General features: G+C 61.9%; 21 protein-coding genes. 10 read left to right on the top strand and 11 right to left on the bottom strand.

What is annotated here, in order from left to right; translation table 11 throughout:
- Positions 1 to 451: 451 nt before the first annotated feature.
- The 3 genes from ABIT12_RS10340 to ABIT12_RS10350 form a co-directional block, all read right to left on the bottom strand.
- On the bottom strand, positions 452 to 1,432 hold the full coding sequence (locus ABIT12_RS10340; protein ID WP_348044377.1) for an Hsp33 family molecular chaperone: 981 nt from the start codon (positions 1,430 to 1,432) through the stop codon (positions 452 to 454).
- Between the two features lie 125 nt (positions 1,433 to 1,557).
- The gene (gene argF / locus ABIT12_RS10345) at positions 1,558 to 2,490 is read right to left on the bottom strand and encodes an ornithine carbamoyltransferase (protein WP_348044379.1); all 933 of its coding nucleotides are present in this window, start codon (positions 2,488 to 2,490) and stop codon (positions 1,558 to 1,560) included.
- Positions 2,491 to 2,812: 322 nt separating this feature from the next.
- Positions 2,813 to 4,012, bottom strand: a complete 1,200-nt coding sequence (locus ABIT12_RS10350; protein ID WP_348044381.1) for an aspartate aminotransferase family protein — start codon at positions 4,010 to 4,012, stop codon at positions 2,813 to 2,815.
- A gap of 376 nt (positions 4,013 to 4,388) precedes the next feature.
- Here ABIT12_RS10350 and ABIT12_RS10355 point away from each other — a divergent pair, with 376 nt between their 5' ends.
- A complete protein-coding gene (locus ABIT12_RS10355; protein ID WP_348044433.1) occupies positions 4,389 to 4,973 on the top strand; it encodes a GcrA family cell cycle regulator in 585 nt (194 codons plus the stop codon).
- 98 nt (positions 4,974 to 5,071) lie between these two features.
- On the opposite strand, the gene ABIT12_RS10360 is transcribed toward ABIT12_RS10355, so the two are convergent.
- The 6 genes from ABIT12_RS10360 to ABIT12_RS10385 form a co-directional block, all read right to left on the bottom strand.
- Complete coding sequence (locus tag ABIT12_RS10360; RefSeq protein WP_348044383.1) at positions 5,072 to 6,631, bottom strand: histidine kinase dimerization/phosphoacceptor domain -containing protein; 1,560 nt, start codon at positions 6,629 to 6,631, stop codon at positions 5,072 to 5,074.
- Between the two features lie 125 nt (positions 6,632 to 6,756).
- The gene (locus tag ABIT12_RS10365) at positions 6,757 to 6,975 is read right to left on the bottom strand and encodes a hypothetical protein (protein WP_348044385.1); all 219 of its coding nucleotides are present in this window, start codon (positions 6,973 to 6,975) and stop codon (positions 6,757 to 6,759) included.
- Positions 6,962 to 7,108, bottom strand: a complete 147-nt coding sequence (locus tag ABIT12_RS10370; RefSeq protein WP_348044387.1) for a hypothetical protein — start codon at positions 7,106 to 7,108, stop codon at positions 6,962 to 6,964. Before ABIT12_RS10370 ends, ABIT12_RS10365 begins: the two co-directional genes overlap by 14 nt.
- Positions 7,109 to 7,162: 54 nt before the next feature.
- On the bottom strand, positions 7,163 to 7,726 hold the full coding sequence (gene phnN / locus ABIT12_RS10375; protein WP_348044389.1) for a phosphonate metabolism protein/1,5-bisphosphokinase (PRPP-forming) PhnN: 564 nt from the start codon (positions 7,724 to 7,726) through the stop codon (positions 7,163 to 7,165).
- A 1-nt stretch (position 7,727) separates the two neighbouring features.
- Positions 7,728 to 8,867: an alpha-D-ribose 1-methylphosphonate 5-triphosphate diphosphatase gene (locus ABIT12_RS10380; protein ID WP_348044391.1), complete on the bottom strand. Its 1,140-nt coding sequence runs from the start codon at positions 8,865 to 8,867 to the stop codon at positions 7,728 to 7,730.
- Positions 8,867 to 9,562 carry a DUF1045 domain-containing protein gene (locus ABIT12_RS10385; protein ID WP_348044393.1) on the bottom strand — a complete coding sequence of 232 codons (696 nt, stop codon included), beginning with the start codon at positions 9,560 to 9,562 and terminating at the stop codon, positions 8,867 to 8,869. The genes ABIT12_RS10380 and ABIT12_RS10385 overlap by 1 nt, the downstream gene beginning before the upstream one ends.
- 117 nt (positions 9,563 to 9,679) lie before the next feature.
- On the opposite strand from ABIT12_RS10385, the gene ABIT12_RS10390 reads away from it, so the two are divergent.
- The 3 genes from ABIT12_RS10390 (at position 9,680) to ABIT12_RS10400 (ending at position 12,316) form a co-directional block, all read left to right on the top strand.
- Complete coding sequence (locus ABIT12_RS10390; RefSeq protein WP_348044395.1) at positions 9,680 to 10,933, top strand: glycerate kinase; 1,254 nt, start codon at positions 9,680 to 9,682, stop codon at positions 10,931 to 10,933.
- Between the two features lie 12 nt (positions 10,934 to 10,945).
- The gene (locus ABIT12_RS10395; protein WP_348044397.1) at positions 10,946 to 11,296 is read left to right on the top strand and encodes a VOC family protein; all 351 of its coding nucleotides are present in this window, start codon (positions 10,946 to 10,948) and stop codon (positions 11,294 to 11,296) included.
- Between the two features lie 81 nt (positions 11,297 to 11,377).
- Positions 11,378 to 12,316 (top strand): Gfo/Idh/MocA family oxidoreductase, encoded by a 939-nt coding sequence (locus ABIT12_RS10400; RefSeq protein WP_348044399.1) that lies wholly within the window; start codon positions 11,378 to 11,380, stop codon positions 12,314 to 12,316.
- Positions 12,317 to 12,479: 163 nt separating this feature from the next.
- On the opposite strand, the gene ABIT12_RS10405 is transcribed toward ABIT12_RS10400, so the two are convergent.
- Entirely contained in the window at positions 12,480 to 13,856 is a 1,377-nt protein-coding gene (locus ABIT12_RS10405) for an aldo/keto reductase (protein WP_348044401.1), read from the bottom strand.
- A gap of 188 nt (positions 13,857 to 14,044) precedes the next feature.
- Here ABIT12_RS10405 and ABIT12_RS10410 point away from each other — a divergent pair, with 188 nt between their 5' ends.
- The 6 genes from ABIT12_RS10410 (at position 14,045) to ABIT12_RS10435 (ending at position 19,555) form a co-directional block, all read left to right on the top strand.
- Positions 14,045 to 15,637, top strand: coding sequence for an ABC transporter substrate-binding protein (locus tag ABIT12_RS10410; RefSeq protein ID WP_348044403.1), 1,593 nt, complete (start codon positions 14,045 to 14,047; stop codon positions 15,635 to 15,637).
- A gap of 51 nt (positions 15,638 to 15,688) precedes the next feature.
- On the top strand, positions 15,689 to 16,696 hold the full coding sequence (locus ABIT12_RS10415; RefSeq protein WP_348044407.1) for an ABC transporter permease subunit: 1,008 nt from the start codon (positions 15,689 to 15,691) through the stop codon (positions 16,694 to 16,696).
- The gene (locus ABIT12_RS10420) at positions 16,697 to 17,593 is read left to right on the top strand and encodes an ABC transporter permease subunit (protein WP_348044411.1); all 897 of its coding nucleotides are present in this window, start codon (positions 16,697 to 16,699) and stop codon (positions 17,591 to 17,593) included.
- Between the two features lie 4 nt (positions 17,594 to 17,597).
- On the top strand, positions 17,598 to 17,813 hold the full coding sequence (locus ABIT12_RS10425; RefSeq protein WP_348044413.1) for a hypothetical protein: 216 nt from the start codon (positions 17,598 to 17,600) through the stop codon (positions 17,811 to 17,813).
- A gap of 75 nt (positions 17,814 to 17,888) precedes the next feature.
- Entirely contained in the window at positions 17,889 to 18,734 is an 846-nt protein-coding gene (locus ABIT12_RS10430; protein ID WP_348044415.1) for an ABC transporter ATP-binding protein, read from the top strand.
- Positions 18,731 to 19,555 (top strand): dipeptide ABC transporter ATP-binding protein, encoded by an 825-nt coding sequence (locus tag ABIT12_RS10435; protein WP_348044417.1) that lies wholly within the window; start codon positions 18,731 to 18,733, stop codon positions 19,553 to 19,555. The genes ABIT12_RS10430 and ABIT12_RS10435 overlap by 4 nt, the downstream gene beginning before the upstream one ends.
- A 38-nt stretch (positions 19,556 to 19,593) precedes the next feature.
- On the opposite strand, the gene ABIT12_RS10440 is transcribed toward ABIT12_RS10435, so the two are convergent.
- A complete protein-coding gene (locus ABIT12_RS10440) occupies positions 19,594 to 22,182 on the bottom strand; it encodes an EAL domain-containing protein (protein WP_348044419.1) in 2,589 nt (862 codons plus the stop codon).
- Positions 22,183 to 22,336 lie beyond the last annotated feature (154 nt).

The following is a 22,336-nucleotide window of genomic DNA, read 5'->3' on the forward strand; positions in this document are numbered from 1 at the left end:
TCGGACAAATGCGCGATGATCCGCTCATCAGCTTGCCGGCAGTTCCCGCACGCTGATCATCCCGGCCAAGCCGGAAATGCGTGGAGGCCCTGCCTCAGTTACACCACGCTATGGGGCACGATCAAAATAATCCCGATCAGCTCTGCCCCGCTGGACATAACCGCGCCTCGATCAATGCACCGCTGCGGCCGCAGGCTTGTCGGGCAGGAGCAATATCTTGCTGCGCGACTGAAAAATTTCTACGCGCAATTGACGTGTTAGCGCGTCCGCTGGCGTGCGGAGGATAGGTGCCATCATTGTCTTGCCCCAAGCCAATATAGCCTTAAAGCACTATTAGGCATGCGGCAACGGCGCGGAGATATTGGTAAAATTCACGGCACGATAATCTTGCTTCCCGCTGTTTTGCGACGAGCAGCAAGATTATCTATCGAGTTATATTCTGCATCGGAACTTAATGCTTGGCGCCGAACTGATGCGGGTTGAAGTGGTAGGCCGACGAGCAGAATTCACAGACCACTTCGATCTGGCCATCGACGGCCATTTCCTGGCGATCGGCGTCGGAAAAGCTGGTTTCCAGCATCTCCTCGATCCGATCGGCCGAACAGGTGCAGCGTTCGGCCATCGGCAGGGGCGTAAATACCCGCACGCCGGTTTCGTGATAGAGACGGAACAGCAGCCGCTCCGGCGACAGGTCCGGATCGGCCAGTTCCACATCTTCCAGCGTTGCCAGCAGCGTCTTGGACTGGGTCCAGGTGTCGGCTTCATCGACACCGGAATAATCGCCATCGCCGGGCAGATCGGCCGCGACTGAGCCGCCATGCTCGGGCAGGTGCTGGATCAGCACGCCACCGGCTCGCCAATGAGGGCGGTGATCGCCCTTCCTGGTGAACTGGGCCACAGCCAGGCGCACCATGGTGGGGATCTGTTCGGACTGCATGAAATAGGTATGGGCGACGTCTTCAAGCGAATTGCCGTCCAGCGCCACGATGCCCTGGTAGCGCTCGGTATGGGCGCCCTGATCGATGGTCATGGCCAGATGGCCCTTGCCCAGCAGTTCGCCCGGCGTGGTCCTGCCGTCTTCGGCGGCCTTGACCAGCGCGTCGTGATCAAAGCGCGCATAGCCGCGCAGCCCATCGGGCGCATCGAAATCCACCACCAGCAGATTGACCGGACCATCGGTCTGGGTCTGCAGGATGAAGCGCCCCTCGAATTTGAGCGATGAACCGATCAACGCGGCCAGGGCCACGGCTTCGCCGAGCAGGCGCGAAACCGGCACCGGGTAGTTATGCCGGGTGATGATGGTATCGAGCGCCTCGCCCAGCCGCACGGCGCGGCCGCGGGTATCGAGCTTGTCGAGCGTGAACGGCACGACAGTATCGTCGCCAGCTTCCGGGCGGTCGAGACCAAGGGCAGACATGAAGGTGTCGGTCATGGCAGGCGTATCCGTATTCATTATGGTCGCGGGCTTTCAGGTCGGCTTGGCCTGACACGAAACGCAACAGACCTCATCCCTGTGGCAGGATGAGGTCTTCTGACACGTCCGGTCAATGTCGGGGCTTAATTCGTCTCGACCCCGAGCGCCCAGCACAGGATGGCTTTTTGGGCATGCAGGCGGTTTTCGGCTTCGTCGAACACCACCGATTGCGGACCGTCGATCACCTCGTCCGTCACTTCATCCCCGCGATGGGCGGGGAGGCAGTGCATGAACAGGGCGTCTTTGTCCGCCAAGGCCATCAAATTGGTATTGACCTGATAAGGTTTCAAGACCCGGCGGCGTTCGGCGGCGTCGGTATCGCCCATCGATACCCAGGTGTCGGCGATGATCAGGTCAGCGCCCTCGGCCGCTTCGCGCGGGTCCTCGATCAGCTTGACCCATTTGCCGGCCTTCTGGATGTCCAGCATCAGGTCCTTTTCCGGCCAATATTCGTCCGGCACGGCAATGGTCAGCTCGCATTCGAACAGTTCGGCCGCATTGACCCAGGAGTGCAGCACGTTATTGCTGTCACCCACCCAGGCCACCTTGGCGCCCTTGATCGGGCCGCGATGTTCCTCGAAGGTCATCAGGTCGGCCATGATCTGGCAGGGATGGGCGCGGCGGGTCAGCCCGTTGATCACCGGCACGGTAGCGCCTTCGGACAGTTCGAGCAGATCGGCATGGCTGAGGATGCGGATCATGATGGCATCGACATAGCGGCTCATCACCCGCGCCGTATCGGCCAGGGTTTCCTCGCGGGAAAGCTGCATTTCCTGGCCGGAGAGCATGATGGTTTCGCCACCAAGCTGGCGCATGCCGACATCAAACGACACGCGGGTGCGGGTCGATTGCTTGTCAAAGATCATCGCCAGGATCTTGTCCTTGAGCAGCAGCGGGCGGTCGCCCTCTTTCATGCGCTGCTTGAGCGAGACGGCCGCATTGAGCATGCCGCGCAGTTCGGGATAGGTGAAGTCGTCGATATTGAGAAAATGCCGTGGTGTGCCGGTCGAGGTCATGGGCCGGATTCCTTTGTGACGTATAATGTGTCGGCGATTGCCGATTTTGATCTTTGCCAGCGACATGCCAGGCGGCCGGACAGGCCGTTGTTGCCGGCATGCTTCCCAATCACCAGACGGCACCTCCCCATGATGGGGGAGACTGGGAGGGGGTGTGCGGAGCCCGGATATCGTGGCTCTCATCCCCCGACCCTTGATCCCTCCCCACGGTGGGGGAGGGTGTCGACTGCGAAATCGGGTCAAGATCGTTTGCTCAGAAGCCGCCTCAGGGCGGCGGGAACAGACCTCGTCGGCGACCTTCATGCCACTGTTGCTGGATCATTCAGGCCACCGCTGGCGCCGCCGCTGCTTCCGCCTCAATGGCGGTAAACGCTGCGGCCAGCTTGTCGATGGCTTCCTTGATATCGGCTTCGGAGACGATCAGTGGCGGCAGCAGCCGCAGCACGTTGTCGCCGGCCCCGATGGCCAGCATGTGATGATCATCGCGCAGCCGGCTGACGAAATCGCGCACCGGCGGGGTGATCTTGATGCCGGCCAGCAGGCCCTTGCCGCGCAGTTCCAGCACATATTGCGGGAAGCGCTGCGCCAGTTGCTGCAGGTGCCAGGCCAAAACCTGGCCCATCTGGTTGACGTGATCGATAAAGCCCGGCGCCAGGATGCGGTCGAGCACGGCATTGGCCACGGCGGTGCCGAGCGGGTTGCCGCCATAGGTCGAGCCATGGGTGCCCGGCACCATCGATGCCGCGATCTCGGCTTTCGCCAGACAGGCGCCGATGGGGAAGCCGGCGCCGATGGCCTTGGCCACCGCGACGATATCGGGCGTGATATTGGCCCATTCAAAGGCAAAGAAGCGCCCGGTACGGCCATAACCGCACTGCACTTCATCAAGGATCAGCAGCATGTCATGCTTGTCGCACAAAGCGCGCAGGCCCTGCATGAATTCGGCGGTCATGGCGGTCACGCCGCCCTCCCCCTGCACCGGCTCGATCAGGATCGCGCAGGTATTGGGGGTGATCAGCGCCCGCACGGCATCGAGATCGCCGGGTGCTGCGTGCTTGAAGCCGGGCATGACCGGCCCGAAGCCTTCAGTATAGCCCGGATTGCCGCCCGCCGCGATGGTGGCCATGGTGCGGCCGTGGAAGCTGCCGGTGAAGGCGATGACTTCATATTTGTCGGGCTGGCCCTTGGCGAAGAAATAGTGCCGTGCCGTCTTGATGGCGCATTCAAGCGCCTCGGCACCCGAATTGGTGAAAAACACCTTGTCGGCAAAAGTGGCGTCAACCAAACGCTGCGCCAGGCGTTCCTGCTCGGGAATGGTGAACACGTTGGAGGTGTGCCAGACTTTTTCGGCGGCTGATTTCAGCGCGGCAACGACATGGGCGTCGCCATGGCCGAGCGCGTTGACGGCAATGCCGGAGTGAAAATCGAGGTACGACGTGCCGTCCTGGCTGAACAGGCGCATGCCTTCGCCGCGCTCAAAAGCGAGTTCGGACCGGGCATAAGTGCCGTAAAGCGCGGACATGGACGTGTTCCTCTCAGTGGAGTGTTGCAAAGAAAGCGCAGCGAGCCGACCGAATGGCCGATTTGCCATCAGAAAACCAAAAACGCGCTCCATTTGGTCGCGCGTTCGGGGCCTCAAATACGGCAAAACTGCCAGATAAGTCAATGTTTGCCCGGCAAGTGCCTGATATGACTCAGCTTCTCTTAACGTGAAATTAACCAAGGGTTTTCCCGGGGAAATTTGCCCCCGACTCTTGATCCCGATTCCACCGATGTCGTAAGATCAAAGGCGTTGGGGACACGATATCTCGTGTGGCGGACCCACTCAACATACGAGCCATAGCACATTTTTGACTGCCAACATTATTGGCGGAACGATGAAGGACTCTGTTTTGACGATGGTATCGGAAGCACAATCTTCGGGCTGGACGGACGAACGCGTCGAAACCCTCAAGAAACTCTGGATGGAGGGCCTGAGCGCCAGCCAGATCGCCGGTGAGCTCGGCCAAGGTGTGACCCGCAATGCCGTAATCGGCAAAGTGCATCGCCTCAAGCTGTCGGCCCGCGCCAAGCCAACCAATTCGGCGCCCCGCGCCCGTCCGGCAGCGCGCCCGGCGCCGCGCCGCGTCGCCAGCCCTGGCGCATCACCGATGTCGTCTTCAGGCGGCATGGGCGGCATGAACAAGCAGCGCACGGTGACCGCCATGCGCACCCAGAGCGTTGGTGGTGGCGCAACCGCGCTGGCATCCAATCCGGAATTCGAGACCGAGCGCTATGTCGCGCCGGCAGTGCAGGAAATCTTCATTCCAGAGGACAAGCGCCTGAGCCTGCTGCAGCTCAATGAGCACACCTGCAAATGGCCGATCGGCGACCCGCTGACCAAGGACTTCTACTTCTGCGGCCAGCATTCCAATGACGGCAAGCCGTATTGCGAATTCCATTCCCGCCGCGCCTATCACCAGCCCGACAAGAAGCGCCGCTGAACCCCTTCCTCCCTGACTTGGAGGCGCCCGATGGGCGCCTTTCTTGTTTTGGGGTCGTGCGGGCAGAAGGCCAGATACAAGGTGAATGGCGATCAGTGCTATTCTTGCACAGTTTCCGCCACCGTCACGATCGGGAACACCAGTGTAAACACCGTGCCGCCGTCCATGTGAAACTCACTGGTGCCGCCGACCTGGGCGGTGAGCGCGCGGATCAGCCGGCTGCCCATGCCCGTTGAGGGCGTGGCCGGATCAAAGCCGGTGCCATTGTCGCGGATGGTCAGGCAGCCCTGCTCGTCGCCCTGCCGCTCCAGCAGCAAATCGACCTTGCCCTTCCGTCCATCCTTGAAGCCATGCTTCATGGCATTGGACACCACTTCGTTGACGATCAGGCCCAGTGGCAAGGCGTTGTCGCGGTTGACCTCGATGGGTGTCATCGTCCAGGCGATTTCCAGATCAGTGCCATAGCTGAGCTTGAGGTCTTCCATCAGGCGCGGCAGGTATTCGGAAATCTGCACCCGGTCAAACTGGTCGGAGCTGTAGATATGCTCATGCACCGAAGCCATCGCCGAAATACGGCGCGCCAGTTCCATCTTGGCCTCGGCCGGCAGCGGCTGCAATTGGACCAGCGAGGACACCTGCTGCAGGTTGTTCTTCACCCGATGGTGGATTTCGCGGAACAGAACCCGGTTGTCCTCGACGGCCTTGCTCAACTCGTCGCGCGTCCGGTCATCGCGGCGCAGCAACCGTGCCACCCAGATCGACATGCCGAGCAGTCCGGCCATGCAGGGGGTCGCGACGATCAGGATGGTGATCAAGGTCTGCCAGAAGGCGGTAAAGGCCTCTGAGCGGGCGATGGAGGCCGTAGCGATGAGCGGGTAGCCCTCAACGCGCCAATAGCCGGCGACCCGTTCGATCCCGTCCACCGACGACTTGGCGTCATAGCTGCCGTTCGGGCTCTGGGGCAGATAGGTGGTAAACAGCGGACCATGGCTCAGATCGCTGCCGGCATCGGGCAGCGGAAAGCGGGTCACCAGCATGCCATCGTCGCGGATCAGCGCCACGGCGGAATAGGGTCCCAGTTCCAGCGAGGACTTGAATTCGTCCAGCGCATTGGCAGGGATGACGATCAGGGCAATGCCGATGAACTTGCCGTCCCGCTCCAGCCGCTTGGCCACGGTAAACACCTTGGCCCCGCTATGGGGCGAGACCTGCAAGGCGGAAATGGTGAACTCGGCGCCATTCTTGGCGGCTTCGAAAAACTCCCGGTCGTCATCGACGCCCTTGGAGGTATCGGCATTGGTCAGGCGCGGATGGCCCTGCGCATCGAACAACCAGGCGCGCACATCGCCGGGCAGGCTGCTGACGGCGGCGTTCATGTCGCCGATGGCGTCGGGCGCCGGCATCTGCAGGCTGTTACCAACCGAATCGTCGATGCGGCGCAACGCCTGGAAGCTGGCTTCCATCAGCCATTGCACATGGGCGGCCACCACATGGGCCGACCCCAGCGCACGGTCTTCGGCCCGGGTATCGGCGTCACGATAGGACTGCAGCAGCGTGAAGCCGGTCAGCGCCATGAACAGCACAAGAAAAATTCCGGTCAGGGCCAGCGTTGCCGCTGACGCGCTGACCCGGCCCGGCCTTGCCAGATTCAACTCCACACCGAATCCCTCATCCGCATCGCCACCAAACTGTGATCTGGCGACAAATTCAAGCCAATGTAGGGCCGAATGCAGAATTGGTCGCCACCGTATCGCGGCGGTCGGGCAGGCTGAATAGCCGGTGATCAGTCGTCGTTGGTGGCGTTCAACTCATCCGGATGACGGCCTTCATCGGGCGCTGGATGGTCCCCGCCGAGCGCTGCGGCGATGGCTGCGGCCAGTGCCTGCACATCGACGCCGGAACTGGCGCCCGGCGCCTGCCGAGCCAGTTCCTTGCTGATCACCGAAGCGATCAGTTGGGTGCGCTGGTCTTCCGGATGCGGATGAACACTAGCCATTGCCATTCACGGATATCCCATTGTTATCAACCTTGACCTCGATGCCGGGGCGGGTCTGCTGCTGATAGGTATAGATGCCGAAGCCAACGACGGCGACCAGCAGCACGGCGATGACAAGATAAAGACCATTGCGATTCATAAGCAATCCCGACGCTTGAGCCAAACCGGACTAACGCGCCAGAACGCTATCGGTTCAATGGCGCGCGATCGATTGCAGCGCCTCGACCAATTCGGCGATGCCTTGGGCCGGGGTGCCGGAATTGTCGATCACCACTGGGTTGATGCCGGCGGGGAGCGGGGCGGTTTCGCGGGCCAGCCGCGCCGCAACGGCCTCGGCGTCTTCGCGGCCGCGCTGGGCCAGCCGGGCGGCGCGCAGCGACATGTCGGCGGTGATCAGCAGCACCTGGCAGGTCGGAAACCTGTCTCGCGCCTGGGTGAGCGTCTGCCTTGAGCCATTGGCGATAACCACAAGCCCACGCTCGATTTGCGCCCGCACGCTGGCGGGCAATCCATAGCAGAGGCCGTGGGCCTGCCACGACAGAGCCAGACCGCCAGCCGCTTCGAGCGCGGCGAACGCCGCCAGGTCGAGCGTGTCGTGATCCTCCAGCGCCGCATCGGCCTGGCGGGTGACGATCCGGCGCACGAAGACAAAGCGCGGATCGGCGGCCAGCGCGGCACGGGCGCCATTGATCAGCGTGTCCTTGCCCACACCGGAGGGGCCGACCACCAGCACCAAAGTTCCGGCGGGCTGGTTCATCTCAGGAGACCCGCTTGCCCTGACGCCAGACGCCGCGGACCACCGGCATGCCGCGAATGAGCTGGACGCGCACCAGATCGGCGCGCTTGCCGATGGCGATTTCTCCGCGATCGTCCAGACCCGCCGCATGGGCCGGGTTGAGCGTCACGGTTTTGAGCGCCTGTGGCAGCGTGATGCTGTCGATCCGCTCGGGCAAAACGAATGCCGCCTGCAACAGCGCGAACGGCACATAGTCGGAACTCAGCACATCGAGCAGCCCGGCCCGCACCAGATCGGTGGCGGAGATATTGCCGGAATGGGATTTGCCGCGCACCACATTGGGCGCGCCCATCAGGATGGCAAGGCCGGCATCGTGCGAGGCTGCGGCCGCTTCCAGCGTGGTTGGAAATTCAGCGATCCGCACGCCATCGCGCACCGATTCCTCGACCTGGGCGATGGTGGCATCGTCATGGCTGGCCAGCACCAGACCAAGCTCGGCCGCCCGGCGGCTGATAGCCTGGCGATGCACGGCCGAATACTTGATCTGCTCGGCCAGCCGGTCGTTGAGGTAGCCCTCAGCCTCCTCGGGCGTTGAACCCATCTTGGTCTTGTAGAACTGCTTATAGGCTTCCATCGAGGTAAACTGGCGCTGGCCGGGCGTGTGATCCATCACCGAGGCCATCCGGGTCACCGGATGATTGGCGTAAGCCTCGAAATGCTCCAGCACGTCATGGCTGGGCAGTTCGCAGCGCAGGTGGATCAGGTGATCGACACGCAACCGGTCATCGTCCCGGGCGGTGCGGATGGCATCGACCAGCCGCCCGACATGGACACCCATATCCGGCAGATCGATATCGGAGCCGATACGCACCGCATCAAACACCGTGGTAATGCCCGAGGCCGCAATCTGCCCGTCATGGGCCTGCAATGCCGCCATCGGGTCCCAGAACACGCCGGGGCGGGGCCGATAGTGGTTTTCCAGATGGTCGGTGTGCAGTTCGACGAGGCCCGGGATCAGATAGTCGCCGTCGAGATCAATCCCGGCCTGACCATGACCTTCCTGGATATCAACGATCAGGCCTTCATCGATGGCGAGCGAGCCTTCAAACACCGCATTGGCGGTGACGATGCGGGCATTGTGGAAGGCGACTTCATGGGACATCAGAGAGCGCCCTGCAGGAGAAAATCGGCGGTGCGCCGGAACGGCCGGCCATTTTCGGCCTCGGTGAACAGGCTGAGCCGATCCAGCAGCACTGGCGCATCGAGCACCGGGCCGAACCAGGTCTGCGCTGCCGTCCGGAGTTCGGTGTGGTCCGTCTCGGCCAGCCGGTCGCTGAGCGTCATGTGGAACTGGAATTCCTCAAACACGTAAGGGTAGCCATAGGCATCGAGCAGTTCTTCCTGCCGCGGCGTCAGCCCCCGACCCATCCGCGCCGCCCGATCCTTGAGGCTCATCTGGGCGCGGAACGGGTCGAAATCCTCGACTACATGGGAGGCAAAATCCTGGATGGCTTCGGCCGAACCGGTCGGGGTCAGCGCCAGAAAGCCATCGATCGAATTGAGTTCCAGCCGACCCAGATCCACTGGAGCGTGGGTGGCGGCAAAGCCGGTCAGCGCAGCAGTCAGATCGTCAAGCAGCATGCCCGGCTCCAGCGCCATCGGCGCCTTGAGCGTGGCGTGAAAGCCGTAGCGGCTTGCCGATTGGGTGAGGTTGAGCAGCCGGTCGCGCTCGATCCCGGCCACCGGGCCATCGAAGCGGTCGCCATCGGCCGGATCGCGCCCCAGCCAGATCGCGGCACGCTCCCACAGCGCATCGGTTGGCGCCGGTGCGTAATAAATCGCAAATCGTTCGGCCATGAGTAACCCCCAAGGTCGCCCAGTTATCCCAGGCTCATGTCACTTTCTTGACGACTGGACAGGCTTGGCAGCCTTCGTCACAGTGCGCTCGCAACCGGCCAGAACGGATGAGGATCGATGGATCGCCCACTGCTCGAAGAGCTGTTCCGCCACGCCATTGCCATGGCGCAGCCCGGCCTTGCCGTCAAAGTAAATCTGCCGCCCAAACCAGCTGGCAAGACCATCGTGATCGGCGCCGGCAAGGCCTCGGCCCAGATGGCGCGGGCGTTTGAGCAGGCCTGGGACGGTCCGCTGAGCGGCTTGGTGGTGACGCGCTATGGCTATGGGGAACGGTGCGAGCGCATTGAAATCGTCGAGGCGGCGCATCCGGTGCCCGACGAATCGGGGTTTCTCGCGGCTCGCCGGATCATGGAAAAGGTTTCGGGCCTCGGCCATGACGATCTGGTGGTAGCGCTGATTTCGGGCGGCGGGTCTGCGCTACTGCCGGCCCCTGCCCCCGGCCTGACCCTGGACGACGAGCAGTTGATCAACCGCGCGCTGCTGGCCTCGGGCGCGCCGATTTCGGCAATGAACCTGATCCGCAGCCAGTTCTCGGCGATCAAGGGCGGGCGGCTCGCGGCCATGGCCTCGCCAGCTCGGGTGGCGACGCTGGTGGTGTCGGACGTGCCGGGCGATGATCCGGCCATTGTCGCCTCCGGTCCCACCATGGCGATTTCCGGCACACGGGCGCTGGCCCGCAAATATGTCGGGCTCTATGGCGTTATCCTGCCGGCAGCCGCCCAACGCCTGCTCGATGGCGATACCAATCCGGCCCCAGCGCTGGATGATCCGCGCCTTGCCGCCAATACCGTGCGCATTATCGCCTCGGCGGCACTGTCGCTGTCCAGCGCCGCCGATATGGCCCGCCAACATGGCCTGGAGGCCGCGATCCTCTCCGATTCCATCGAAGGGGAGGCGCGAGACGTAGCCCAGGTCCATGCCGCCATCGCCCGCGAAATCGCGCAGCGCAACCAGCCGTTCCGCAAGCCGGTAGTGCTGCTCTCGGGCGGGGAAACCACGGTCACCCTGCGCGGCAATGGTCGCGGCGGGCGCAATGCGGAATTCGTGCTGGCTTTGGCGATTGCCATCGACGGTGTCGAGGGCATCACCGCGCTGGCCGGCGACACCGACGGCATCGATGGGACGCAGGACAATGCCGGGGCGTTCGTCGATGGCCAGACCGCCACCAGAATGCGCAAGGCCGGGATCGATCCGCTCACAGCTTTAGGCAATAATGACGCATACTCGGCCTTCGCCGCCATTGGCGACCTGCTGATCACCGGGCCGACCGGCACCAACGTCAACGACTTCCGCGCCATCATCATTCGCTAGGAGGCCATCGTCATGGCAAAAGCACTTGGCATCGGCGGGCTATTTTTCAGGTCAAAAGACACCAAAGCCCTGGCCGAATGGTATCAGAGCCATCTGGGCGTTCCCGGCTTCTGGGAGCAGGACGCCGGCATGACGGTGTTTGCCCCGTTCAAGGCCGACACCGATTACTTTGCTGCCGACAAGCAATGGATGATCAATTTCCGTGTCGACGACTTCGATGGCCTGATCGCCCAGCTTCGCGCTGCCGACATTGCGGTGGAAACCCGGCCCGATGAATGGGACACCCCCGAAACCGGCCACTTTGCCCGCATTCATGACCCGGAAGGCAATGCGATCGAGCTCTGGCAGCCACCGGCGGAATAGGCCCAAAGCGCTACGCAAAACCGCTTCCCATCCGCCTGTCGGCATGCTCTAAAACCGGCAAATTTTTAAGGGTTCAAGACAATGGCCAAACAGAAAATCGCGGTAATCGGCATCGGCAAGATCTCGCAGGATCAGCATCTGCCGGTGATCGACGCCAGCAAGGATTTCGAACTGGCGGCTACCGTTTCGACGCGGGGCCTGACCCATAATGGCGTGCCGGTGTTCAAGACCCCGGGCGAGCTTTATGCCGCCATGCCCGAGATCAAGCTGGTGTCGATCTGCACCCCGCCCGGCATTCGCCACACCTATGTCCGCGAGGCGCTGGCCGCCGGCAAGGACGTGATGATGGAAAAGCCGCCGACCACCACGATTTCCGAACTGGACGACCTGATCGTTCATGCCAAGCAGGCAGGCCGCGTGCTCTACCAGACCTGGCATTCCCAGTATAATGCCTGCGTCGATCGGGCCAAAGCGATCCTGGCCGCAGATGGCGTCAAATCGGCCCGCATCGACTGGCGCGAAAGCGTACGCAAATGGCATCCCGGCCAGGACTGGGTGTGGGAGCCCGGCGGGTTCGGCGTCTGCGATCCCGGCATCAACGCATTTTCGATCTTCACCAAGGTCATGCCGTTCCCGGTGTTCGTGGAAAGCGCCAAGCTGACCTTCCCGTCCAACCGGCAGACCCCGGTGGATGTTGAAATGGTGTTCAAGTCCGCTGAGGCCCACAAGCCGGTGCTGTCAGGCGGTTTCAATTGGCTCGAAGAGAGCGGTGAAATCTGGACCATCCGCTTCGAAACGCTCAAGGGCGACGTGCTCAAGCTCGAAGGCGGCGGCCGCACCCTGCGTATCAACGAAGAGGTAGTGCTGCAGCACGGCGATCTCGAATATTCGGCGATGTATGACCACTTCGCCGGGCTTTTGAAGAAGCACGAAAGCGACGTCGACGCGGCGCCGCTGCGCCTGATGTCGGATGTGTTCCTGATGGGCGCCCGCGAGAACGGCCCGGCGTTCGAGTGGTGATCTGCCCTTTCTACCCTCTCCCCTTGTGGGAGAGGGACTGATTTTCTGCGTTCAGCAGAATTGCTGGGTGAGGGGTTACCGCCGCAAAACAGAATTAAGTAAGAGACCCCTCCTCCGCCCTTCGGGCACCTTCTCCCTCAAGGGAAGAAGGAAGAGGGCGTTCCTACTTCCCCGCATCCGTCAGCGCCTGCACATCTGCTTCGCTCAGGTTCAGCCGTACCCCGCGGGCCAGGCTCTTGACCTGCTCGACCGAGGTTGCCGACGAAATCGGTGCGCTGACGCCGGGTTGGGCGACGATCCAGGCCAGCGACACCTCGGCAGGGGAGGCGTCATTGGCCTTGGCCACCTGATCCAGCGCGGCAAGGATTTTCTTGCCCTTGGCGTCGAAATATTTCTGTGCACCGCCGCCGCGCGCGCCCTTGGCGAAGTCGGCATCGGTGCGGTATTTGCCGGTGAGAAAGCCCGCGGCGAGACTGAAATAGGTGATGATGCCGATCTCGTTTTCGATGGCGAAGTTCTGCAATTCACCTTCGAACTGGCTGCGGTCATAGAGGTTGAACAGCGGCTGCAGGGTTTCATAGCGCGGCAGCGATTTGATCACGGCGACTTCGTTGGCCTCCTGGGCCATTGTGGCAGTGTAGTTGGATGCGCCGATCGCCCGAACCATGCCAGCGCGGATCAGCACATCATAGGCTGCCAGCGTTTCCTCATGTTCAACATGCGTATCGGGCCAATGGCTCTGATATAAATCGATGTAGTCGGTCTGCAGGCGCTTCAACGAGGCTTCGACCGAGGTCTTGATCGCTTTGGCGCTCAGCCCGGTTTTCTGGTCCGAATTGACCTTGGTGAAGATGTGTACCGAGGAGCGGTTGCCGCGTGCCTTCAGCCACTGCCCGATAATGGTTTCGCTCATGCCCGGCGGATTGCCCGGGACCCAGTTGGGGTAGCCTTCGGCGGTGTCGATGGCGGTAAAGCCCTCTGCCACATAGGCGTCGAGCACCTCGAAGCCACGTTGCTGGTCCACGGTCCAGCCAAAGACATTGCCGCCAAGCACCAAAGGTTCGATGACGAGTTCAGAGCGGCCGAGCGGGCGACGGTCCATGGGTTTTCTCCTTGAAACTGGAACGGGCGTGGCAGGGGAACGTGCTGGCGCCACGTGAGGTTCAATCAGATCCCATTTATTGCCGTGCAAGTCTTCGAACACGGCGACGCTGCCATAGGCTTCGTGGCGCGGCGGTTCGAGGAAGGTGACGCCCTTGTCGCGCATCGCCGCATAGTCGCGGGCGAAGTTATCGGTCTGCAGGAACAGCATCACCCGACCGCCGGTCTGGTTGCCGATGGCGGCGCGCTGGGCTTGGCTATCGGCTTCGGCCAGCAGCAGCCGCGCCCCATGGCCAGCCGGCGCCACCAGCACCCAGCGTTTACCATGGCCGAGCGGGGTATCGGCGACCAGCGTGAAGCCGAGCTTTTTGCAGTAAAACGCAATGGCTTCGTCGTAATTGGCGACAACGAGCGTGACGGTGGCGATGGTCTGGTTCATGCCCGCATTTGGAGCATCACGCGCCCGGGCGCGTCAAGCAGGGTGGGAGCCAACAATTTCCTGCTCCGTCAGTGAGTTGACCAATTGGTCAAAACAAACCGTTGCACACGGGCGCAAAAAACGCTTTGCTGCGCACCAAGCCATGGATGGCAATACCGTGGCGCAATATTTTTCGGGAGACGACAATCATGAAATTGATGAAATCCCTGCTCCTCGCGACCACCGCCGTGGTGCTCGTGGCCGGCGCAGCACAGGCCAAAACCCTGGTTTACTGCTCCGAAGCATCCCCTGCCCATTTCGATCCGGGTCCGCTGACTGGCGGCAACGACTTTGACGCGTCCTCGCGCACGATTTATTCGCGCCTGGTGGAATTCAAGCATGGCGGCACCGAGCTCGAACCCGGTCTGGCCGATAGCTGGGACATCTCGGCCGATGGGCTGGAATATACCTTCCACCTGCATCCCGGCGTAAAATTCCAGACCACTTCGTATTTCACCCCGACCCGCGACCTGAACGCCGACGACGTGATCTTCTCGTTCGAGCGCCAGTACAAGGAAGGCAATCCCTGGCTGACCTATCTGCCAGACATGACCTATGACTATTACGTCGGCATGGACATGCCCAAATATGTCAAGGAAGTGGTCAAGGTTGACGATCTGACCGTCAAGCTGGTTCTGACCGAGCCAAACTCGCCGATGCTGGCAAACCTGGGGATGGACTTTGCGTCCATCGTTTCCAAGGAATATGCCGACAAGCTGCAGGCCGCAGGTACCCCGGAACTGTTCTCGACCCAGCCGATCGGCACTGGCCCGTTCCAGTTCGTTGATTACCAGCTCGACAGCACCATCCGCTTTGCCGCCTTCCCCGACTATTTCAAGGGCAAGGAAAAGATCGACGACCTGATCTTTGCAATCACCCCGGATGCCGGCACCCGAGCCCAGAAGGTTCTGAGCGGCGAATGCGACGTGGCGCCCTATCCAAACCCGGCTGACGTGGCTGGCCTCAAGGCCAACAAGGATGTCGTGGTGCTCGAACAGGCAGGCCTGAACATCGGCTACATGTCGTACAACACCACCCAGCCGCCATTCGACAAGCCGGAAGTGCGCCATGCGCTCAACCAGGCCATCGATCGCAACGCCATTGTCGAAGCCGTGTTCGGCGACGCCGGTGCCGTTTTGGCCGAAAACCTGATCCCGCCCACCATGTGGTCGTGGAACAAGGACGTGAAGGCTGATGCCTACGATCCCGATGCTGCCAAGAAGGTGCTTGAGGCCAATGGCGTCAAGGAAATCCAGCTCTGGGCTTCGGATCGTTCGCGCCCCTACAACCCGAACTTCGTGCGTTCGGCTGAACTGATCCAGGCCGACTGGGCCAAGGTTGGCGTCACCGCCACGATCAACACCGAAGAATGGACCAAGTACCGAGAAGACGGCAAGAAAGCCGATCGTCCGGGCGCGTTCCAGATCGGCTGGACCGGCGACAATGGTGATCCGGACAACTTCTTTGCCACCCTGTTCTCCTGCTCGGCCATTGGCGTTTCCAACTATTCGAGCTGGTGCAACAAGGACTTCGAGGACCTGATCCAGAAGGCCAAGAGCACCTCGGACCAGACCGAACGGGCCAAGTTCTATGAAGAAGCCCAGGTGATCTTCAACAAGGAAGCTCCGGCGTTCCTTCTGGCCCATAGTCAGGTCTATGCCGTGACCTCCAAGCGCGTCACCGGCTACCAGATGGACCCGCTGGGCATCCACCGCTTCGATGGCGTTGACGTCACCGAATAAGACTTCTGGAGCGGCGCCGGTTTCCGGCGCCGCTCTAACCAAAAGCGCCCCATGATCCGTTATTTTTTCAATCGGCTATTGCTGATTATCCCGACGCTGATCGGCATCACGATCTGCGCCTTCGCGTTTGTGCGCCTGCTGCCGGGCGACCCGATCCTGGCGATGGCCGGTGAACACGGCGTCACCCCCGAGCGCTACGAGATCCTCAAGGAACAGTTCGGCTACAACCAGCCGATCTGGATGCAATATTTCGATTATATCGGCGGCGTGCTGCATGGCGATTTCGGTGCGTCGATCTCGACCAAGCGCCCGGTGATCAAGGAATTCATGACGCTGTTCCCGGCAACGGTGGAACTGTCGCTGGTGGCCATGATCCTGGCCACCGTGGTGGGCATTCCCGCCGGCATCTTTGCGGCGGTCAAGCGCGGCACCTGGATCGATCAATTGATGATGGGCACCGCGCTGGTCGGCTATTCGATGCCGATCTTCTGGTGGGGCCTGCTGCTGATCATCTTCTTTTCCGGTTATCTGGGCTGGACCCCGGTTTCAGGCCGGCTTGACCTGCGCTATTTCTTTCCGGCGACCACCGGCTTCATGCTGATCGACAGCCTGCTGGCCGGCAAACCCGATGCGTTCGTGTCGGCGCTGCGCCATCTCATTCTGCCCTCCATCGCCTTGGGCACGATCCCGCTGGCGGTGATCGCCCGCCAGACCCGTTCGGCCATGCTCGAAGTGCTGGGCGAGGATTATGTCCGCACCGCCCGCGCCAAGGGTCTGTCGCCACGCGAAGTCATTGGCGTCCACGCTCTGCGCAATGCGCTGATCCCGGTGGTGACCACCATCGGCCTGCAGGTCGGACTACTGGTGGCGGGCGCCATCCTCACCGAAACCATTTTTGCCTGGCCGGGCATTGGCAAATGGATGGTGGAGTCGATCTCCAAACGCGACTATCCGGTGGTGCAGGGCGGGTTGCTGCTGATCGCCCTGATCGTGATGGCGGTAAACCTGATCGTTGACCTGCTCTATGCGGTCATCAATCCGCGCATCAGGGTGAAGTAGATGAGCATCGAAGCCACACCCAAAGCCGTCGATCGTTTCGCCGCGCTGCGTGAATTCTGGCACTATTTCTCGACCAATCGTGGCGCGGTCATCGGGCTGATCGTGATCACCCTGATGGTGCTGATCGCGATCTTTGCGCCGATGCTGGCACCCTATGATCCCGACGTGAACTTCAAGGGCATGCTGCGCGTGCCGCCATCGTGGATGGCCGGCGGCAATCCGCAATTCCTGCTGGGCACCGACGATATCGGCCGCGATACGCTGTCACGCCTGATCTTTGGTGCCCGCACCTCGCTGCTGATCGGCCTGATGGTCGTGGTCCTCGCCATGGTCGGCGGGGTGATCCTGGGGCTGCTGGCCGGCTATTTCGGCGGCTGGGTCGATGCGCTGATCATGCGGGTGATGGACATCATCCTGGCCTTCCCGTCGCTGCTGCTGGCGCTGGTTTTGGTCAATATCTTTGGCAAGGGCCTGTTCAACGCCATGCTGGCGATTGCGCTGGTGCTGCAACCGCACTTTGCCCGGCTGGTCCGCGCGGCGGTGATGTCGGAGAAAACCCGCGAATACGTCACTTCGGCCAAGGTTGCTGGCGCCAGCCACTGGCGGCTGATGCTGGTGACCATCCTGCCCAACTGCGTTTCGCCGCTGATCGTGCAAGGCACGCTGTCGTTTTCCAACGCCATTCTCGAAGCCGCCGCTCTCGGCTTCCTGGGCATGGGCGCGCAATCGCCCACTTCGGAATGGGGCACCATGCTGGCGAAGGGTCGCGATCTGATCTCCAGCGCCCCCTGGGTCATCACCTTCCCCGGCATTGCCATTCTGGTCACGGTGCTGGCCATCAATCTGGTGGGGGACGGTCTGCGCGATGCACTCGATCCAAAACTCAAGCGGAGCTGACCGCATGGAGGTGTGGGTCGGTCCCGCGATCATCGCTGCATTGGTTTCGGCAACGATCAGTGCCCTGGGCTGGATCGTGACCTTTCGCGCCACGCTGGAGGCACTTGCCTCCAATGCTGTTGCGGCGCTGGATAAGTCGCTTAATAGCCGGGACGCGGGCCAGTCGATCCCAAAGTCGGCTTCGGAAGCGGCTTTGGCTGAACGGTCTGCTTCGCCATGATGCTGTCTCCTGTCTTCGCGATCCAAGATAGCGCGCGCCAGTGCGTATTTCAACAAATCCAAGGGAGGCCATCTCATGCCCCTGCTTGAAATCAAGAACCTGACCGTTGCCTTCGATACCTCCATTGGCCTGTTCAAGGCCGTCGACGGCATCGATGTGTCGGTGGACGCGGGCGAAGTGCTGGCCATTGTGGGGGAAAGCGGTTCGGGAAAATCGGTGGCCATGCTGGCGGTAATGGGCCTGCTGCCCACCTCGGCTACAGTTACTGCCGACAAGATGACCTTTGAGGGCAAGGACCTGCTTTCCATGTCGCCGCACGACAAGCGTGCCATTATCGGCAAGGAGATCGCCATGATCTTCCAGGAGCCGGTGGCCAGCTTGAACCCCTGTTTTACCGTCGGTTTCCAGATCGAGGAAGTGCTGAGCCGCCATATGGGCCTCAAGGGCGCAGATGCGCGCCGCCGTGCCGTCGAGCTGCTGCATATGGTGGGCATCACCGATGGCGCCGAGCGTCTTGGCGCCTTCCCGCACCAGATGTCGGGCGGGCAATGCCAGCGCGTGATGATCGCCATGGCCATTGCCTGCGACCCGAAGCTATTGATCGCTGACGAGCCGACCACAGCGCTCGACGTGACCATCCAGAAGCAAATCCTGGATCTGCTGGTCAGCCTGCAGGTGCGCTACGGCATGGCGCTGATCATGATCACCCACGACATGGGCGTGGTCGCCGAAACCGCCGACCGCGTCATCGTGCAGTACAAGGGCCACAAGATGGAGGAGGCCGATGTGCTGACACTGTTCGAGAACCCCAAATCCAACTACACCCGCGCTTTGCTCTCGGCCCTGCCGGAAAATGCGGTCGGCGATCGGCTGCCGACGGTGTCCAGCTTCGCCTTCGATACGCCGGGAGCACCGTTATGAGTACGCCGGTTTTGCAGGTGCGCGACCTGAAGCGCGATTACGTGTCGAGCGGCGGGCTGTTTCGCCCGGCCAAGGTGGTGCATGCCGTCAAGGGCGTCAGTTTTACCCTGGAAAAAGGCAAGACCCTGGCCGTGGTCGGCGAAAGCGGCTGCGGCAAGTCGACCCTTGCCCGCATGATCACGCTGATCGATCAGCAGACTTCGGGTGATATCCTGATCGATGGCGACATGGTCGATGCCGGTCACGTCACCAAGGCGATGCGCCAGAAGGTGCAGATCGTGTTCCAGAACCCCTATGGCTCGCTCAATCCGCGCCAGAAGATCGGCGACGTACTGGCCGAACCGCTGCTGATCAATACCAAGATGTCCGCTGCCGAACGGCGCGACAAGGCCATGGCCATGCTGCTCAAGGTCGGGTTGCAGGCCGAGCATTATAACCGCTATCCGCACATGTTCTCGGGTGGGCAGCGCCAGCGTATCGCCATCGCCCGGGCGCTGATGCTGAACCCGTCGTTCCTGGTGCTGGACGAGCCGGTTTCGGCGCTCGACCTGTCGGTGCAGGCGCAGATATTGAACCTGCTCAAGGATTTGCAGGACGAGTTCGGGCTGACCTATGTGTTCATCAGCCACGATCTGTCGGTGGTGCGCTATATCGCCAATGAGGTGATGGTGATGTACTACGGCGAAGCTGTTGAACACGGCTCACGCGATGCCGTATTCGGCGATCCGCAGCACGAGTACACCCGCACGCTGTTTGCCGCCACGCCCAAGACCAGCGTCGACAGCATCAAGGCACGGTTGGCGAAGAAAGCTGCGGCATAGACTTCGTCACCTCTCACCCAAAGGAGAAGTGAAGGTGCCTAGCCTGCCTTGCGCCAGCGCTGGCTGCGGACGAACTTGACCAGGTCTTCCGAACTCATCGGCTTGGCAAAGGCATAGCCCTGCAATATATCGCAGCCGAGATCGCGCAGGATCGCCGCCTGGGCCATGGTCTCGACGCCTTCGGCCACCACTTCGATGCCCAGCGACTTGCCGATATCGACGATAGACTGCACCAGCCGGCGCTGGGTCGGGTCCCCGACAATCGGGCTGACCAACTGCTTATCGATCTTGAGCCGGGCCGGACGCAGCTTTTGCAACGAGACGATGGAGGCATAGCCGGTGCCGAAATCGTCGATTTCGATGTCGATGCCCAGCTCCTTGATCTGGTCGATGTTCCAGCCGACCACATCGTCGCTCTCATCAAGGTAGATCGATTCCACCAGTTCGAACGACATCCGGCCCGGCTGGATATTGCGGGTCCGCAGCGACTTGATCAGATCTTCGTCGTGCAGGCGGCGCAGCGACACGTTCACCGACGCGCGCGGCACATGCACGCCAGCGACTTCCCACAGGTCCAGATTGGTCAGGGTCTGTTCCAGCATCAGCCGGTCGATAGTGGCAACCACATTGAGGTCTTCGGCAATATGCAGAAACTTATCCGGGGTCCTTAGCCCGTCCGGATGCCGCCAGCGCGCCAGGGCCTCCACCCCGACCAGATCATGGCTATGGGCATCGAACTGGGGCTGGTAATAGGCGACAAATTCACTGCGTTCGAGACCGCTGAGAATTTCGTCGGCGACCCGCTTGGTGGTCACCACTTCGGCCTGCAGCGCCTCGGTGAAGAATTCAAACCGATTGCGCCCGCGCGCCTTGGCGCGATAGAGCGCGATATCGGCGTCGATCAGCAGCCGTTTGACATCGAGTACCGCCCCGCTTTCGGTGGCGATGCCGATGCTGACGCCGAAGCGGCATTCATGGCCTTCATAATTGACCGGCTCGCTCATGGTGCGCACGATGGCTTCAGCCAGGTCGCCCAGCTGGGCGTCGCCCCCATCGGCGCCGGTCATCACCACGAATTCGTCGCCACCAATGCGGGCGACGAAATCGCCGGGCTTGGCACTGGCAACCAGCACCTGGGCGGCATGGATCAGCATGGCGTCGCCGGTGGCGTGGCCCAGCGTATCGTTGATCTGCTTGAAGCGATCCAGATCAATATGCAGCAGGCCGATACTGCCGCTGCAGGCAAAGCCGGTCTGCGCATTGGCCTTGAGCATTTCGTCGAGATAGCGCCGGTTGGGCAGGCCGGTCAGGCTATCATGGAGCGCGTTGTGTTCGATGCGCACCTTGGCCGCTTCCAGTTCGCGGTTATGCGCTTCGGTCAGGCTCTTGGCCCGCACCAGGTCTTCGTGCAGCGCCACGTCCTTGCTGACGTCCCAGTTGACGCCGACGATGCGCCTGTCGTCACCTTCGGCATACACCGAACCGATGGTGCGGACCCAACGCACCTCCCCGCCGGCGAGCCGCACCCGGAAGTCGGAGCTGTAGGCGCCGGTTTTGAGCCCCTCATCGAAATCGGCCCTGGCGCGTTTGGCGTCATCGGGGTGCAGCCGCGACTCCCAGTTGCCGATGCCGCGGGCGCCGCCATCGGCGGGCCAGCCATAAAGCTCGTTCATGCGATCGTCCCAGAGCAGATCGCCGCTGACCAGATCAAACTCCCAGACGCCCAGCTTGGAGGTCTCCAGCGCCAGGCTCAGGCGCTTGGACAGCCGGGTCAACTCCGCCTCGCGGATATCCAGTTCGCGAATATGGCGCTGCCGCTGTTCAACCAGCCGGGCAATGCCCAGGATTGGGATCAGCACCAGCGCCCAGGCCAGCACAATCAGCCCGCGAAACCACCAATTGTTGCCGGTGACGGCGCTCCAGCCTCCCTTGGGAACTGCCGAAATCTGCCAGGTCCCCGCCGGCAGCAGCACATTTGCGGTCACCGGATCATCCTGGCCATCCAGCACAGGCCCATAAAAATGCTTGCCGGAGCCACCCAGCGCGTCCTTGCCGGTGATCGATAAGCGCAACGGCAGCACAGGGCTCAGCAGGCCGCTATCGGCATAGAGCCGGTCAACGTCGATCACGGCCGAAATGATCCCCCAGAAATGGTGATCGGGGCCGGTAAAGATCGGAAAGCGCCCGACAAAGCCCTGCCCGCCCTGGACCAGATCGACCGGGCCGGCCAGCACCAGCTTGCCGGTGTCGCGGGCGCGCAGCGCCGCATCGCGCTGCGCGTCGTTGGTGCGATAGTTGAGGCCCATGGCGCGCTCATTGCCTTTGAGCGGATAGATCATCGACACCACCAGATCGGGGGCGACGGCAATCGAGCGTAACTGCGAACTCTGTTCGAACAGGCTGGCGCCCAGGGCATTGAGCTGCTGGCTATCGAGTTCGGGATTGCTGGCAATCATGCCGACCAGCCCCCGTACCAGCTGGATATTGCTGTTCATATTGCCTTCGAGCTTGGCCCGAATGACCGAAAGCTGGTCCTGCACCGTGGCGCGCGCCCGCTGTTCGGCAATGCTGCTGTTCTGCCGATCGGCAAAAATGCCCGCCGCGACAACGATCACGATGGTCGTCATCGCCGACAATTGCAGCAGGCGCCGCCAAAAGAGCGGCGTTTGTCCCGATGATGTATCGCTCGTCCGCACCACTGCCTCAACCGTCGTGGAACCGCCCAGGTCCAACACCAGCCAACAGCATGCGCGGCCAGAATTTATTTTTGCTTTATCGGAG

Origin of the sequence: Devosia sp. (assembly GCF_039927955.1) — a bacterium.
Classification (GTDB): Bacteria; Pseudomonadota; Alphaproteobacteria; order Rhizobiales; family Devosiaceae; genus Devosia.

Excerpts from the sequence above, each read along its gene's own strand:
- ABIT12_RS10350 (WP_348044381.1), bottom strand. The coding sequence starts at position 4,012 with ATGTCCGCGCTTTACGGCACTTATGCCCGGTCCGAACTCGCTTTTGAG.
- ABIT12_RS10400 (WP_348044399.1), top strand. The coding sequence starts at position 11,378 with ATGGCCAAACAGAAAATCGCGGTAATCGGCATCGGCAAGATCTCGCAG.
- ABIT12_RS10385 (WP_348044393.1), bottom strand. The coding sequence starts at position 9,562 with ATGGCCGAACGATTTGCGATTTATTACGCACCGGCGCCAACCGATGCG.
- ABIT12_RS10395 (WP_348044397.1), top strand. The coding sequence starts at position 10,946 with ATGGCAAAAGCACTTGGCATCGGCGGGCTATTTTTCAGGTCAAAAGAC.
- ABIT12_RS10425 (WP_348044413.1), top strand. The coding sequence starts at position 17,598 with ATGGAGGTGTGGGTCGGTCCCGCGATCATCGCTGCATTGGTTTCGGCA.
- ABIT12_RS10435 (WP_348044417.1), top strand. The coding sequence starts at position 18,731 with ATGAGTACGCCGGTTTTGCAGGTGCGCGACCTGAAGCGCGATTACGTG.
- ABIT12_RS10415 (WP_348044407.1), top strand. The coding sequence starts at position 15,689 with ATGATCCGTTATTTTTTCAATCGGCTATTGCTGATTATCCCGACGCTG.
- ABIT12_RS10440 (WP_348044419.1), bottom strand. The coding sequence starts at position 22,182 with ATGACGACCATCGTGATCGTTGTCGCGGCGGGCATTTTTGCCGATCGG.
- ABIT12_RS10365 (WP_348044385.1), bottom strand. The coding sequence starts at position 6,975 with ATGGCAATGGCTAGTGTTCATCCGCATCCGGAAGACCAGCGCACCCAA.
- ABIT12_RS10355 (WP_348044433.1), top strand. The coding sequence starts at position 4,389 with ATGGTATCGGAAGCACAATCTTCGGGCTGGACGGACGAACGCGTCGAA.
- argF (WP_348044379.1), bottom strand. The coding sequence starts at position 2,490 with ATGACCTCGACCGGCACACCACGGCATTTTCTCAATATCGACGACTTC.
- ABIT12_RS10420 (WP_348044411.1), top strand. The coding sequence starts at position 16,697 with ATGAGCATCGAAGCCACACCCAAAGCCGTCGATCGTTTCGCCGCGCTG.
- ABIT12_RS10380 (WP_348044391.1), bottom strand. The coding sequence starts at position 8,867 with ATGTCCCATGAAGTCGCCTTCCACAATGCCCGCATCGTCACCGCCAAT.
- ABIT12_RS10405 (WP_348044401.1), bottom strand. The coding sequence starts at position 13,856 with ATGAACCAGACCATCGCCACCGTCACGCTCGTTGTCGCCAATTACGAC.
- ABIT12_RS10370 (WP_348044387.1), bottom strand. The coding sequence starts at position 7,108 with ATGAATCGCAATGGTCTTTATCTTGTCATCGCCGTGCTGCTGGTCGCC.
- ABIT12_RS10340 (WP_348044377.1), bottom strand. The coding sequence starts at position 1,432 with ATGACCGACACCTTCATGTCTGCCCTTGGTCTCGACCGCCCGGAAGCT.
- ABIT12_RS10390 (WP_348044395.1), top strand. The coding sequence starts at position 9,680 with ATGGATCGCCCACTGCTCGAAGAGCTGTTCCGCCACGCCATTGCCATG.
- ABIT12_RS10410 (WP_348044403.1), top strand. The coding sequence starts at position 14,045 with ATGAAATTGATGAAATCCCTGCTCCTCGCGACCACCGCCGTGGTGCTC.
- phnN (WP_348044389.1), bottom strand. The coding sequence starts at position 7,726 with ATGAACCAGCCCGCCGGAACTTTGGTGCTGGTGGTCGGCCCCTCCGGT.
- ABIT12_RS10430 (WP_348044415.1), top strand. The coding sequence starts at position 17,889 with ATGCCCCTGCTTGAAATCAAGAACCTGACCGTTGCCTTCGATACCTCC.